The organism is Mycoplasmopsis caviae (assembly GCF_024498215.1).
Taxonomy (GTDB): domain Bacteria; phylum Bacillota_I; class Bacilli_A; order Mycoplasmatales; family Metamycoplasmataceae; genus Mycoplasmopsis; species Mycoplasmopsis caviae.
Map to the genome: position 1 here is coordinate 769,975 of NZ_CP101806.1, position 15,087 is coordinate 785,061.

The window sequence follows — 15,087 nt, forward strand, 5'->3', positions numbered from 1 at the left end:
ACTCCTTTAACTATTATTTTGAGTAGAACTCAACAATAAAGTTTTCCTTAATTTCTGGATGTAATTCGCTTCTATCTGGCATTCTGTCATATTTAACACTAAAACCTTTACGGCTTAATCATGTTGATGCTGATCTATCTTTTAGATTCGATTCAATAACTGAATTTTTGTGGCTCTTTTCCTTTAATTCAATTGTTGAACCAACTTCAACATGCATTGAAGGGATGTCAACTTTATGTCCATTTAATGTAAAATGGCCATGGCTAACTAATTGACGTGCTTGGCGACGTGTTGATGCAAAGCCAGCTCTATAAACTAAGTTGTCTAGACGGCTTTCTAAAAGTTGTAACAAGTTTGTACCTGTAACACCCTTAATTTTTGTAGCACGTATGTAGTATTTGTGCATTTGTCTTTCATTTAAACCATAAACATATTTAACTTTTTGTTTTTCATAAAGGTGAAGTCCATAGTCACTTAATTTAACACGTTTGTTTCCGTGTTGACCAGGTGCATATGTTCTTTTTCTACCTTTTGAAAATTCTTTACCAGTTTCTAAAATTGAAAAACCATAACGACGGCTCTTTTTAAAAACAGGACCTCTATATCTCATATTTCCTCTTTCTGCATAAAACAAGAAGAGGGCAATCTCTAGATGAATTAATAAAGTTCTAATGATTTTGGTCTTAGCAGCAAACCTACTTTCAACTCAATACGAAACTTTATTATTTTTCTCCTATGAATGCCTGCTGTTATATGCTATTTAATTTTATATTAAAAGTTAATAAATCATAACAAATTTGTTAATTACTGATTTTGTTGTTTTTTTTACTCATTTTTTATACTTTCGGTCACTTTATTTTCAAATTTTATTCGTAATGTTGATTTTCAAAAATAACTTAATCCTATTGGTGCAAAGATCGCTATAACAATCATCAAAACATTCAACGCAATCACAATTGCAATCTTGCCACCACGGTAAAAGAATGGCTCAATAAAATTTAAGAAACTATAAACTACTATGTCACTGTCAACATATTGACTTAACACATTTGCTTTATTTGAGTAATTGTTAGTAAAGTTACCTGAGTATTTTCTGCCTAATCAAAATATCACAAAAGCTAATACAAAATAACCAATTACACCTAAATTTGATAAAAACATAAGTTTTTTATCAACAACAATATTTTTGCGATTGAAAATTAAAATTAGAATTCCAATAAAAGGGTTAATTGCATGAACATTTGTACTTGTAAATAACGCTAATGCAGTATATTTTGCACCAAATACTTTTGGGAAAATTAAACTTCAATAAATTGCAAATGTAATAGTTATATAAACAACACTAATAAAGAAAGTTTTTTGAATTCTTTTATTGTTGTAAAAGTAACCAAAAAGTACCATACTAATACCTAACAAGAAGTTAGACATATATGTAAACGTTTGAGTATATTTTCAACTATTACCTATAAATGAAGGTGCAGCTTTAGATGCTTGAATCTTAGCAATAATGCCAGGGTTTGCAGCCTCAAGTTCCTTAATTATTTTATCTAATTTAATTGAAGTATTTAGTCAGGTTAAAACTAAGCTTAATAGTGTAATTGCTAAAACAATTACTCCAAAAATAAAGGTAATTTTTCTTAAAATTGTTCAATTTTTAAAGTCAAAATTACATTTTTTTTCACATGTAGAATTTGTCATTTTTCATCCTTTCAATAGTTAAAACTTAATTATTATAAATTATTTTAAAAAATGAGAAAAAATAATTTAATTATTAGAACTTTTGCATTTTTACAATTTATCTATAAAATAGTGTTTTTTGACAAAAAAACGAACATTTAATTAGTTAAATTATTAATATGATTAACCGTTCAAAATAATTAAAAAAAATCTTAAAAATTAGACATTTAGTGCTATAATATTTTAATATATTTTATATATTAAAAGTTTGTAAGGAGGAATTCCATGAGTAACAAAAAAAATGACAAAGAAAAAGAAGTAAAAAGCAAACTTAATTTAGATGATGACAAAGATCCAATTATTGAGGAATTAAATGAAGAATATATTCCTGATGAAGAACTTTTTGTTGCTTTTAAACCACAAAAAAATGAAGCAAAAGTTGTTGATGAAGAGGAAGAAGAAGTACCGCAAAACAAAGATGACTATGTAGTTCAATCTCAAATTTTAGAATCTCCAAAAGATGGCATTCATCCTATCGAAGTGCATAAAGAGATGAAAAACTCATTTTTAGAATATGCAATGAGTGTTATTGTTTCTCGTGCTCTTCCTGATGCTCGTGATGGACTTAAACCTGTTCATAGACGGATTCTATTTGATATGAATGAATTAGGTATTACATATAGTTCTCAACACAGAAAAAGTGCTCGTATTGTTGGTGATGTTTTAGGTAAGTACCACCCTCATGGTGATAGCTCGGTTTATGAAGCAATGGTTCGTATGGCTCAAGACTTCAGCATGCGTTATCCACTTGTTGATGGTCATGGAAACTTCGGTTCAATTGATGGTGATGAAGCTGCTGCTATGCGTTATACAGAAGCTAGAATGAGTAAGTTAGCAGGAGAAATGTTAGATGGGATCAAAAAAGACACAGTTGATTTTGTTGATAACTATGATGCTAGCGAAAAGGAACCATCAGTTTTACCAGCAGGCTTTCCTAACCTTTTGGTTTCAGGCGGTAGTGGTATAGCCGTTGGTATGGCTACAAGTATTCCACCACACAACTTAGGCGAAACTATTGATGCAACTATTGCTTTAGCTAATAATCCTGACATTGATATTTATGAATTAATGAAATTTTTACCTGGTCCAGACTTCCCAACAGGTGCTATGATTTTAGGAAACAGCGGAATTAAAGATGCTTATTTAACAGGTAAGGGTTCAATTCCAATTAGGTCAGTAGCTAAGGTTGAAGAATACTCAAATGGTAAGGGTAAAATTATTGTTACCGAAATTCCTTACGAAATTAAGAAAACTGCAATTATTGAAAAAATCGCTGAGTTGGTTAAGGATAAACAAATTGAAGGTATTTCTGACTTGCGTGATGAAAGTAGTCGCGAAGGTATTAGAATTGTTATTGATGTTAAAAAAAATGTTAATCCTTACGTGTTATTAAATAAACTTTACCGTCAAACAAATTTACAAGCAAACTATAACGTAAACTTTGTGGCTCTTGTTAATGGAGAACCTAAAGTATTAAATCTTAAACAAGCTCTTGAAGTTTATCTAAAACATCAAGAAGATGTTGTTACAAGAAGACTTAAATTTGATCTAGGTAAGGCTGAGGATAGATTACATATTTTAGAAGGCTTGAAAATTGCTGTTGAAAATATTGATGAAGTGATTGCTATAATCAAAAAATCTAAAACTGATGCTGAAGCACAAACTAATTTATCTAAAAGATTTAATTTAACTGAAAAACAAACAAAAGCAATAGTTGACATGAGACTTGGACGTCTAACTGGGCTTGCTATTGAAAATATGCTTGAAGAAATGGCTCAATTAAGAAGCGAAATCGAAAGAATCTTATTTATCTTAGCTAACCACAGTGAGTTAATTAAATTAATTGTCCAAGAATTAAGTGAAATTAAAGAAAAATACAATGACAAACGTAGAACACAAATCAACTATGAAATTCAAGGTACTATAACTGATGAAGATTTAATTCCACAGCGTGATATTGTTATAACCACAAGTTCAAAAGGCTTTGTTAAAAGAATGGACTTAGAAGAATATAAAACACAACGTCGTGGTGGTGTTGGCATTGGTACAATGAAAACATATGATGACGACGACATTGCTTCAATACTAACAACAACTACTCATACAGACTTACTTCTATTTTCAAATCAAGCTCGCGTGTATCGTATTAGAGCTCATGAAATACCAGAATTATCACGTCAAAGTAAAGGTGTTGCATTTATAAATATTATCCCTTCACTTCGTGTTAAAGAAGGCGAGAGAATTGTTTCAATGCTCCCTGTTGATAACTATGACGAAGAACATTATTTATTTACAGCCACTAAAAATGGTATTATCAAGAAAACTAGATTAAGTGAATATGAACGAATTAACTCAAATGGTAAATATGCGTTTAATCTCCGTGAAGGCGACGAGTTAATTAGAGCAATAATTATTACAGATAATGACTTACTTCTTCTTGCAAATGATGAAGAACGAATTGTTAAATTCCAAGCTGTTGACTTTAGACCAATTAGTAGAACTGCAACAGGTGTTAAAGGAATGGGCCTTGATGACCACCAAACTGTTTCAAGTGCTTCATCAAGCCAAGAAGGTGAACTAGTTTTAACTATTGGTAAAAAAGGTTTTGGAAAGCTTACACATCATTCATTATTTAGATTAATTAAACGTGGTGGAAAAGGTGTAAAAGGTATTAATAGTAAATCGGCTGGAAATATTGTATTTGCACGCTTTGTAAATCCACAAGATGAACTACTAATTATTACAACAAGTGGGCTAACAATAAGAACTGCAATTAGCCAAATTAGCCAAACCGGTCGTGCTGCCAAAGGTGTTAAGATTATCAATCTAAAAAAACGTGAAGAAATTCAAGCAGTTGAAATTATTAAGATTGATGAGAAAACCGATCCAGAAGCAACAATGGCTGCTACTGCTGTTGTTCAAAGTATTATTGAACAAAGTCAAGAAATTAGCCTTGACGATACAAATAGTAGTGAAATTGAAAGTAATGCACAATAATTTAACAAATTTTTAATATATTAGGTAAAGCATGCAAACAAGTAATTCAAAATTAAAAGATTCAGTTATCGCATCAAGCGATAATCTTTTAATTTGTAATAATGGATTTTTACTTAAATCATATGCAGGAAATAAAATTGAATTATCAACAATCCTTCGACTTATGCAAGCTTTTAATAATTCAATTTTAAATAAGCATTGTAATATTTTATTAAGCTATGAAGGCAGTTCATTTGATAGTGATAATTTTAAATATATAGCATCATATTTTATTCAAAAAGGTCACATTGTATTTAACTATCATAATTGCTTATCCACTAACTTAATTTTAGACGAATTTGCCTATAAAAAAGGTAAATACGACTTTTTGATAAAATTTAATAATATTATAAATAATCACTATCTCGAAGTTAAAATATTAGATAACAACTTTGAACTTTTAAATACCCAAGTACAAGAAAATATATACAATTATTATCAAAATAATTCATGAGAAAATCAGGAAATTAAGCTTAATAGTCCAATATTAATCAATGAATTTGAACTCATTGATGAATTAACTTCAAATGAACAAATGCTTAAGGCTTTTACCAATGTTAAGCAAAGATATAAGACATTGAGTTATTTTGCTTATGATAATGACTTTAGTAAAAGAGTTGGCAGTGAGTTGTTAAATAATTATCAATGTAAATTTATTAGCAATAACAAAAATATTTCACTTTCAAGATTAAAGTGATTATCATTTTTCGCAACACGTTCTCTTTACTACAAACAAAAAATTCAAAACATTTTTCACTTTGATAACAATAGTAATCTTAGTGTTTGTTTAAGATTAAGTGAAAAATTTAAGTGACTAAATTCACATGAATTAGTTTTAATTTACCTTGATTTTTTCTTAGAAGAAATCAAGCGGAATGGAATTGATATTACAAATTCCTTTGTAATTGTTCCTCAAAACACAACATTTCAAATATTAGAATTATTGAAGCAGTATAAAGTTAAATATTATTATTATGATCCAAATGGAAACAGCAAGTTATTAAAGAGTGAAAATTGCTTATTTGCTTATATTGAGAATAAATATATTGCAAATCCACGTTTTTCTAACCAATTTAATAACTATTATTTCTTTATTTGCTTAATCTGAATGCTGAATAGTTATACAAATAGAAATAATTTACTTTCATTTAAACATAATCAACTGAGTGAGCGTGTTGGAAAGGTTAAGATTTTTAAAAAATCATATAAATTTCAATTTGACAAAATTGATAATTTACTGAAATACTTTTCATTAAATTATAAGAGGTGATTTGTTACTTATAATGCTTATAAGGTTTGAAATGATAATAAATATATGCTTTTTAAATTAATTAACAATAGAAAGCACCAAGCAATCTTTTATTGAGATGACATAAGAGAAAGGCTTGTTGTTGAGTACCAAATGTGCAGTCATTTTGAGGACATTTCTAATAGTATTTGAATAGATAAAATTAAGCTTCAAATTTTGTTGTATTTTCTTATAAAACAGTCAAATTCGTCAAAATTCACTAAGAGTATTAAAAACAAAAACCACCCATAGCTTGAAAACTTTAACATAATATTTAATTCTTGGAATTGAATATGACTTCCTACAATAGTGAGCAAAATTTTAAAAATATAAGGCCTTGTAAACCTTATATTTTTGCTATTCTAGTTTGTTGCACTATTAGTAAATTCATACTCAATTAACTTGGTATCATTTGAGTTCTCATCACTTGAATTATTAATAGTTAATTGAACTTTAAAGGTAAAGTTAAATGCAATTTTGTTACTTTCTTCTTTAAAATTGTTAATTTTAGTTCCCATTATTTTAAGATCAATTACTTGATATTTATCGTTAAATATTCCGGTATTTTCATCAAAATTAGAACTACTTAATGTAATCCCTTCATTTGTTAAATTTCATGCTTTAAGTGTTGCTAATTTGTATGTTTCGTTTTCCTTTGAAATTAATGATGTTCATGAGTTTTGACCTGATGTAAAGCCAAAGTAACTTTGGTCACTGCTATTTATTTCAAAATCAGCTTTCTTACCTTCATTTGTATATTTATCAGTAACCTTTTTAACTAATGCACTATATTCTTGATCGCTACCTGCTTTATTAATTAATTTAAATGTTTTTGTTAAATCTTTAAATACTTCTGCACTCAATTTTTGGAAACCGTCTATTGTAACAATTGGTTTATTAGTTGATTGATATTTAACACCACTCTTTTCACAATTGAACTCATACTTAACAAACAATTTACCTTGTTCATCATTTGACTTGGCTTCTATTGTATTAATAGTAACTTGATCGCTTTCAAAGTTTTTATAATCATCACTTATGGTAATTAAATTATTTGTAAATTGTTGAGAAGCATTTTTACTATTAAATTTGCCACTATAATATGAAGCATATTTATCATCACTTGGCTTACTAATTGTTACAACAGTTTCAAGAAATTTAAAGTAATCTTGAATATCACCATCTTTTAGTTCTATTTCTGAACTAACTGTTGTAACAGTTTTTTCTTTAATTTGACCATTTTCCTTGTAATTATATTTAAGACTAAGTGTAATTGTATAGTTGTCGCTAGATTTATGGTTTAGTGATAATCCTGAAATTGAAGCACCTGCATTTAGGAATTTGTCAACTTTAATTTCATTGTTATCTTGTGTTCAAAGTTTATATTCACTAATATATGGTTTTAATTGTTCATTTGTTAGATTTTTAATTTCACTAATCTTTTTCTTATCTTTAAACAACTTGTTCTTGTCTACTTTTGCACTTAGGGATTTAGCAGAAGTGAACATTTTAAAATAATTTGATGACTTAATTTTTGTTTTCTTGAATGCTGTTCCTTTATATGAACCACTAACCTCAAATTCAATATTTCCTTCTTTGTCATCTGATCTAATAAGTGTTGCTTGAGTAATAATAAAGTCTCCAGCATTGCTATTTGATTTAATTTTTGACTCATTCATTGAAGCAAAAATGTCTTTATCTAATCCAAGAGCACTTTCAAGTGAACTAAAGTGCTCGTTAGATAGTTCACTTTGAACTTGTGGATTTAAAACTTTCTTTTTAAAACCGGTAATTTTTTTACTAAATTCTTTAACGTTTGTTGGGTTGTTTATTTCTTTTAATTCAAATTTAATGATTAATTCACCACTTTGGTCATCACTGCTTAGTTCTTTAACCGTAGCACTAATTTTGTTATTTTTAACATCAATAATTATCTTGTCCTTGCTAATTGAACTAGGTAAATGATTTCCGTATTTATCTGCATCTATATTTTTAATCTTAATTTCAACATTACTTAGTTCATTATCTAAATTAATACTATGAGAAGGTTCATTTTTCTTTTCTTGACCGCAACTTGAAGATATTAGAGCACTTGTTAATAGTGTGAAAGTTGACATTGAACCTAGTGATAATAAAATCTTTTTATTCTTTTTCATTTTTACTCTTTTCCTATTTAAAATAATTTTGTTAATTATTATATTACATATGGTAATAAGACTTATTTAATAAATTAAGCCCCGAACATTCCTTTGCGAACAGCCTCATATGTTTTGTTTCCAAAGAACTCTTTAACAAGGCTTAGACCAAATTCCATTGAACTCGCCGCACATCTTCCGCTAATAATGTTTTTATCTACAGTAACCATTTGTTCATTTCGTCCATCTCCACTAACTATTGACTCAATTGGAAATGAACTATATTTAACTTGATTACTAATTAGTTTGTTTTCAAATAAAACATTTGGTGCATCACATATTGCACATACCTTTTTATTGTTTTTTATAAAGTATTCTATGACTTCTATGCTTTTAGGATCTTTTCTTAATTCTTGTGCACCTTTACCACCTGGGATAAATATAGCATCATATTCATCAAGATTTACTTTATTTTCTAATTCAAGTGTACATAGACCAAATTGTCCACTAGCACTCTTATATTTGTGGTTATAAAAAGTAATTTTGTCTACTTTGCTACTTCTTTTAAGGCAAGCAATAACAGTTGTTAGTTCAATATCATTGAACATTGGGTGAGTTAAAACTAATAATTTCATTTTTGTCTCCTTTAAATATTGTTTAAATTATATACAAAATAAATGCGTTATTTTATTCAACATTGCAACAATAAATTGGTATTAATTATATAATTAACTGTAAGTTTTAAAACAAATTGAGCTCTTTTTTGTGTTTAATTCCAAAACAAAACGAGCCCTATAAGTTCTCCTTTTGTTTTGGAATTAACTATTATTTTTAAAATAAAAATGGAGAATTAAATTCTCCATTATTGCCTTATTTTTTATAAACAGTTAGTTAGTTGCTGGCTGTTTTTTCAACTGAATCTAGCAATAATTTATAGTTATCGCTTAATGATTTATAAATTAATTCTGCCATATTTAGATTTTCTTTAAGGAGTTCATTTGAGCAATTAGAAGTATTGCTAATGTCATCAATTAACTTTCGTAGGTAAGGTAAAAAATCTTTACTTGCTTTTGTGGCCTGATATAAGCATTCTGATCTTTTGTCATCATAGAACAAATGAAATGTTTTACAAAATTTTTGAAACTCAGTTAACTCATCATCACGTAATATTCTTGCTTTGAATAGTTTATTGTTGATAATGAAGAAATACTCATTATTTGAATTATGAACGAACCTCAATTCCACACCGTTTTGTATAATTTTGTACTTGTTATCATCTGTAACCGGTATATAAAATTTATTTTGAAATTGAATAACACCATTGTTGAATTTTCTATCAATTGATAAATATAACTTTGTATCCATTTCATCTTTTGGTTTTATAAAGAAATTTAATTTATCACCTATTTTTTATTGAAATGTTCATTATATTTATTAATGATCAAGAGAGCATTTTCATTAATTTGATCAATAGTTTTTATATTATTATCACGTAAAAAATTATTAACCAAGGTTGTAAAGTTCTGTTTGTTCGCTCCACATCTGGTTTAAATTCGCCGTAACTTGCAGACGATACTTCAGTACCTTTTTTATGATTTATCGTGCTAATTCAGTATCATTCCCTTTGTAAGAAAAGCACGTTCTTTTATCTGTTCTAACAGACATTGGAATCCCAAAAGCCCTATAAAGAAGTTCAAAAAGTTTCATATAACCTATTGTTGTTTCTTCTTTCTCAGCATATATTGAGACCAACATTTTGGAAGATGTTTCTACAATTGTATATATATGAAAATTGTCTAATTCTTTAATTCACGCTTCATAACAAACATCTGCTTGCACTTGTTCACCAAATTCAAATTTAACTGAATTCATTGTTCTTGGTAACCTTTTAACATTTTCCATATTATCAATTGATTTAATCTTTATATAAGGCTGTTTTTTGTTTATATTTTTATCTTCTGTTTTTGTTAATACAATTAAATAATTTCTAACATTTCTCCTTGTTTTCTTATGTTGTGTAGGTTTAACATAGCCTGTCATATTACATTTATTTATGAATGTTGTGAGGCACATTTTTCTTTAAGTTTATCTTCGTCTTTATTTTTAAAAAATGATTAAAAGGTACAGAAAACTTATTTTCATCCCTATCTTTAAAATATTCTTTGTCCTTTAATTTCATATTTGTAATTGCCTTTTCTATTTCATTGTTAAAATCTTTTTCTGCATTTTTGTTGTTTAAATTTCCATGTGAATACATTACAATTGGTGTTGCATTTTCCTTTTCACACACTCTAATTTGTTTAATGTATCTTCTAATAGTTGAATAAGAAATTCCACTCGATCCATCTCCAATCAAAGAATGAATTCTTCTTGCAGTAAAGCCCTTTTTAAATAGAAAACAATTTTTTCAATATTAATTTTTTTATTTAATTCATATTCAGTTGAATCTTTGTGTTTAGTATTAAATGATTTTTTCATACAGATATTTATAAATATAAAAAATAAGGCACTAAATTATAAAATTAACTTTTTGATGCCTTATTTTTTGTGTCTTTATTTATAAAATAATCTAATGAAAAATTACCATAAAGTGTTCAAATTGTTTTAGAATTTAAAGAGCTCAATTTGTTTTGGAATTCACACATTGCAACAATAAATTGGTATTAATTATATAATTAACATAAATTATTGTTAAATTAATAACTAATACATAATTTTAACTAGTAATATATGAATAGATAAAAACAATTAAAGGAGAAAAATATGAATTTAGATATGTGGTCGCTTGCTTTATTTCTGATTTCATTATTTGTAAGTATAGCAAGTATATTTTTAACTATGACAATATATTTGTGAACTAAACATGACTCAGATCGTAGCGAAAAAATCATTAAATCTATTAAGGAAGAGTTAGATAAGGAAATTCCTAATCACATTAATAATTTAGGAAGTAATATTGATACAAAAATTACTAACTCATTTACGATGATAAATGATAACTTCAAGTCATTAAGAGAAGAAATTGAAACAAAAATGAAGTCATTTGAGATATCAATTAAAGACGGTATTAGTAATATTAGAGATGAAATCAACAAAAAATTTGAAGATGAAATTTCTAAAAAAATGAATGAGAACTTTAAAAATATTAAAGAAAATATGGAAAATTTGGACAAAAATCTTATTCGTTTTGAAACTCTGCAAGAATCAGTTAAGTCATTGCAAAAAACTTTTGATGGAACTAAGAGTAGAGGAAACTTTGGTGAATTTAATCTTCAAAATGTATTGAGTGAGCATCTATCAAAAGATTTATGGGCTGCACAAGTTGATCTAAAGAAATTATCAAAAACAAACTTAAGCGAGGCTTCTGGCGTTCTTGATGATGATACTTCAAATAATGAAAGAGTTGACTTTGCTATTAAGATGCCTAATAGTGATAATGATGAAAACGGTAATTATTTACCAATAGATTGTAAGTTTCCGCTTCAATCATTTATCGAATACCAAGAAGCAGATAGTAAAGATGATAGACTAAAAGCTCAGGCTAATTTTAGAAAAGTTATTATCGAGCAAGCTAAAAGTATCAGTTCAAAATACATAATTAAAAATGTTACTACTAAACATGCAATTATGTATTTACCATCCGAAGCTGTTTTTGCACTTGCTGTTAGTGATACTGAATTAAATACATTATTAAATAAAAATTACAATATTACTCTTGCTGGTCCAACCACTATACTAGTTATAATACAAACTATTGCTTATTTTAATTATGGAATTAGTATGAAGCAAAACGTTGATATATTATTGGATCAATTTGCAGAATTTAGAAAGAGCCAAAGTGCACTACAAAGCAAAATTGAGGGTTGCAAAAAGAAAAATGATAATACCGGTATTGAACTAGAACGTGCAATGAATATTGTTCAAAAAATGGGGAATAAAATTAATAAATCAGTGGAATTTGCTATGAAAAAAGGCGTTCTTAAACCTGACTATGATTTTGAATCTCATATCAAGAATTCGCCAATGTTAGAGGGTTTGAGTGATGAATATGAAAAAGAAGATGCTGAATAAGTAGCATCTTCTTTTTCATAATAAGGCTATAAAACAGCCTTATTAGTAAATCTATTGTATAGCAGCTGTATCACTTTTGTATTGGTTTTCAATCTTTGAATTTAATGTTTTTAATTCTGCAAATACAGTATTAATATCACTCTCAACAGATTGAACAAAATATGGTTGTTGTTTCAAATTATTAATTAATTCAGCATCTTCAAGTTTTGCTTTTAATTGTTTTGAAAAATTCTTTGCATATTCAATATATATATTTTTGCCGCTTCATTTTGACCTAAAGTCTTCTAATTTTTCAACAATAACCTTTGATTTTTTTTCTTCAACTTCGAAGGCAAAGTTTACTTGCATTCAATATGTAGTTGTTCCTTTGTCAACATCTTTGGTAAGACTTAATGATGGTTTTGATTCTATACTAATAAAAAGTTTTCTGAATTCCTCTTTAATAAAATGAAGGCTAGCGTTAAGATTTTTTAATTCAGTTAGTTTAGAAGTTAAGGTTGCTTTTTTTGTTTTTTCAGCCTGTGTCGCAGTATTATTTTTAATTTTTGCTTCAATTAATTCTAATTGTTTTTTAATTTCTGATTCAACGTATTCATAATCAACTTTATCGCCACTAATTGATAAATCGCTTTTGATTCTTTTAATATGTGCTGTAATTTTTTCTAAAAGTTTTTTATCGAATTGATCTTTAAATTCATTGTATGCTTCAATTGTTTTTTGTAATTTGCTTTTGTTTGATTAAATAAATTTGAGAATTCTTTATATATTTTTGTCTCAAAGTCGTCTTTTTTACCACATGAAGAACTCATTACCGGTATTGTTAAGAGTGTCGAAGCAGTAAGAAGTGAGCTCAAAACAATTTTATTTTTTTTCATATTATTTCTCCAAGAATTCTAACTTATCAGTATTAAATTCCTCAAAATATTTTTCTCATTTTTGAGTAAATTTAGCATTGTCTTCAATATATTTATTTAATCTATCTAATTGACCAAAAGCACTTAGCATCTTAATCATATCAGTTGATATTGATTTATTATTTTGAGCATCATAATTATCATATGATTTATATTCTCATATCTTATCTTTATACTTTTCTAATTCAGCAATAAGATTATCTTTTAGATCTTTGAAATTTGAACTAGCATATTTAGTCTCTAGTGAAGTTGTTTTATTTTTGATACTTGTTATCATTGCTTCTCTAGTTGTTTTATCAGTGAATTTATTAATTGTATCCATTGTTACAGATCAATTACCTTTTTCAATAAATTCTTTCAAAGAATTTAATTCCTTAAATTTATTTTCAACAGAATAAGAGTGTTCAAAGAATTTTTTGTTTTGAAGCAATCTTATGTCATTGGCAGCATCAAAATATAAATTTTCCCCACTTAAGGTTTTAATTTTTAACACTGAATCTTTTTGTTGACCAAAATTAATGTAACTGATATTACCTTGAAGTTTGTAGTATAGAATTTTTGCAACAAGTAATGTCATAAATTCTGCACTAGTACCACTAGTTTTAATAAATTCTTTGAATTTATTTTTTTGTGAACTTAAATCACTTACATAAACCTTATTTAAGCGATTTTTGTATTTCTTAAATACAAAATTGTAAGGATCTTCACTAAATTCTTTAATTTCTTTTTTGCCGATTCATGATCTATCAATAAATGGAGAATAATCAAGTGACTTGGTAGTTTGATAAGTTTTATCAAGAATTTCTGAATTGTTAATTCCTTTTGCAATTAGGTAATAAGGAGCAAAAGCATTTAATGAATTACTTTTTTCTTTGAAATTAGATTCCTTTATAGTATTGCCGTCTATATAATTTCCATTAATTGTGGCTCTTCATTGACCTAAGAGATTAATAACCTTTGAATATAAATTAACTAAATCTTCTTTTGTTTTTGAAGGCATATTTTTTATTTCATTTATTATGTTTTCAAAAACAATCATTGGAATTTTGTCAGAAGATGAAACAACATCTTCAAATTTATTGAATTTTTCTTGTTGTGTTTTGCTATTATAAACAATGTTCTTTGCATCATCGCCGGCACTTGCTTCACGCAAAATAACTGATGCAAATGGACTATCTTTAAAATAAGCCGATAAGAATTTTTTAATCATAGTTGGAAGTGCATATGATTGACTATTTGTTTTAGTTAAGTTTTCAATATTAACTGAATCAATTAAATTATATGTATAAATGGTTTCAAGTCCAGAAACTGATACATCCGCAATTGTTTGTTTTCAAGCAACATATCTTAATTTCTTAATTTTTTCGTGCATTGCTTTAATTGTTTCAATTGACTTAAGGTATTGTATTCTACTAATTTGTGGATTTTTCTTTTCTTCTTCAAATAATTTTTCGTATTCTATTTCTTTTGTATAAAGTTGGTGATTGTTTGCAAAATCTAATACTTCTTCATATTTCCTAGCACCACTAAATGGATTAATGCATGAAATTGAAACTAATGGGAGTATAGTTGTTGATGTTAGTGCAAGAGGAAAATATAATTTTGACTTTTTCATATCAACTCCTCTTAAAGAATAACACTATAGTGTCATGATCTAATACCAGCATATGTGATATACGCACCAATAAACACTATAACTATTGAAAATGATAATAATCCAATTGCATAGGCTTTTAAATTATTATAAATTTCAACAATTTTGTTTTCTAATTCAACCTTATCTCTTAGTGCATTAAATTGATTTACTCTTGAAATTAGAATTGAACAAACAATAACACCAATAATTCCCAAAAATCCAATTATTGCTCAAATAATAGTTTTTGCTTTTATGTTTAATTTCTTCATA

Annotated in this window: 13 protein-coding genes; 3 read left to right on the forward strand and 10 right to left on the reverse strand. The window is 27.2% G+C overall.

Annotated features, from left to right (window positions below; translation table 4 throughout):
* Positions 1 to 13: 13 nt before the first annotated feature.
* Both rpsD and NPA07_RS03895 read right to left on the reverse strand, forming a co-directional pair.
* On the reverse strand, positions 14 to 610 hold the full coding sequence (gene rpsD, locus NPA07_RS03890) for a 30S ribosomal protein S4 (RefSeq protein ID WP_126118451.1): 597 nt from the start codon (positions 608 to 610) through the stop codon (positions 14 to 16).
* 215 nt (positions 611 to 825) lie between these two features.
* A complete protein-coding gene (locus NPA07_RS03895) occupies positions 826 to 1,698 on the reverse strand; it encodes an MAGa3780 family membrane protein (protein WP_126118450.1) in 873 nt (290 codons plus the stop codon).
* Positions 1,699 to 1,962: 264 nt separating this feature from the next.
* On the opposite strand from NPA07_RS03895, the gene gyrA reads away from it, so the two are divergent.
* Positions 1,963 to 4,734: a DNA gyrase subunit A gene (gyrA, locus tag NPA07_RS03900; protein ID WP_256553144.1), complete on the forward strand. Its 2,772-nt coding sequence runs from the start codon at positions 1,963 to 1,965 to the stop codon at positions 4,732 to 4,734.
* A 31-nt stretch (positions 4,735 to 4,765) separates the two neighbouring features.
* Positions 4,766 to 6,313 carry an MAG5620 family putative phospho-sugar mutase gene (locus NPA07_RS03905; protein ID WP_126118449.1) on the forward strand — a complete coding sequence of 516 codons (1,548 nt, stop codon included), beginning with the start codon at positions 4,766 to 4,768 and terminating at the stop codon, positions 6,311 to 6,313.
* Positions 6,314 to 6,423: 110 nt separating this feature from the next.
* On the opposite strand, the gene NPA07_RS03910 is transcribed toward NPA07_RS03905, so the two are convergent.
* From NPA07_RS03910 to NPA07_RS03930, 5 genes are all read right to left on the reverse strand, one after another.
* Positions 6,424 to 8,217, reverse strand: a complete 1,794-nt coding sequence (locus NPA07_RS03910; protein ID WP_126118448.1) for a lipoprotein 17-related variable surface protein — start codon at positions 8,215 to 8,217, stop codon at positions 6,424 to 6,426.
* A gap of 74 nt (positions 8,218 to 8,291) precedes the next feature.
* Positions 8,292 to 8,831 carry a DJ-1/PfpI family protein gene (locus tag NPA07_RS03915; protein ID WP_126118447.1) on the reverse strand — a complete coding sequence of 180 codons (540 nt, stop codon included), beginning with the start codon at positions 8,829 to 8,831 and terminating at the stop codon, positions 8,292 to 8,294.
* Between the two features lie 256 nt (positions 8,832 to 9,087).
* Entirely contained in the window at positions 9,088 to 9,561 is a 474-nt protein-coding gene (locus NPA07_RS03920) for a hypothetical protein (protein ID WP_256553145.1), read from the reverse strand.
* A gap of 231 nt (positions 9,562 to 9,792) precedes the next feature.
* On the reverse strand, positions 9,793 to 10,236 hold the full coding sequence (locus NPA07_RS03925) for a hypothetical protein (protein WP_256553146.1): 444 nt from the start codon (positions 10,234 to 10,236) through the stop codon (positions 9,793 to 9,795).
* Between the two features lie 7 nt (positions 10,237 to 10,243).
* Entirely contained in the window at positions 10,244 to 10,552 is a 309-nt protein-coding gene (locus NPA07_RS03930) for a hypothetical protein (protein ID WP_256553147.1), read from the reverse strand.
* 407 nt (positions 10,553 to 10,959) lie between these two features.
* Here NPA07_RS03930 and rmuC point away from each other — a divergent pair, with 407 nt between their 5' ends.
* Positions 10,960 to 12,267: a DNA recombination protein RmuC gene (gene rmuC / locus NPA07_RS03935; RefSeq protein ID WP_235659554.1), complete on the forward strand. Its 1,308-nt coding sequence runs from the start codon at positions 10,960 to 10,962 to the stop codon at positions 12,265 to 12,267.
* 51 nt (positions 12,268 to 12,318) lie between these two features.
* Here rmuC and NPA07_RS03940 read toward each other — a convergent pair whose 3' ends face one another.
* The 3 genes from NPA07_RS03940 to NPA07_RS03950 form a co-directional block, all read right to left on the reverse strand.
* Positions 12,319 to 12,615, reverse strand: a complete 297-nt coding sequence (locus tag NPA07_RS03940) for a hypothetical protein (RefSeq protein ID WP_126118446.1) — start codon at positions 12,613 to 12,615, stop codon at positions 12,319 to 12,321.
* A 528-nt stretch (positions 12,616 to 13,143) separates the two neighbouring features.
* Entirely contained in the window at positions 13,144 to 14,796 is a 1,653-nt protein-coding gene (locus NPA07_RS03945) for a hypothetical protein (RefSeq protein ID WP_126118445.1), read from the reverse strand.
* Positions 14,797 to 14,807: 11 nt separating this feature from the next.
* Entirely contained in the window at positions 14,808 to 15,086 is a 279-nt protein-coding gene (locus tag NPA07_RS03950) for a hypothetical protein (RefSeq protein ID WP_126118444.1), read from the reverse strand.
* Position 15,087: the final 1 nt, after the last annotated feature.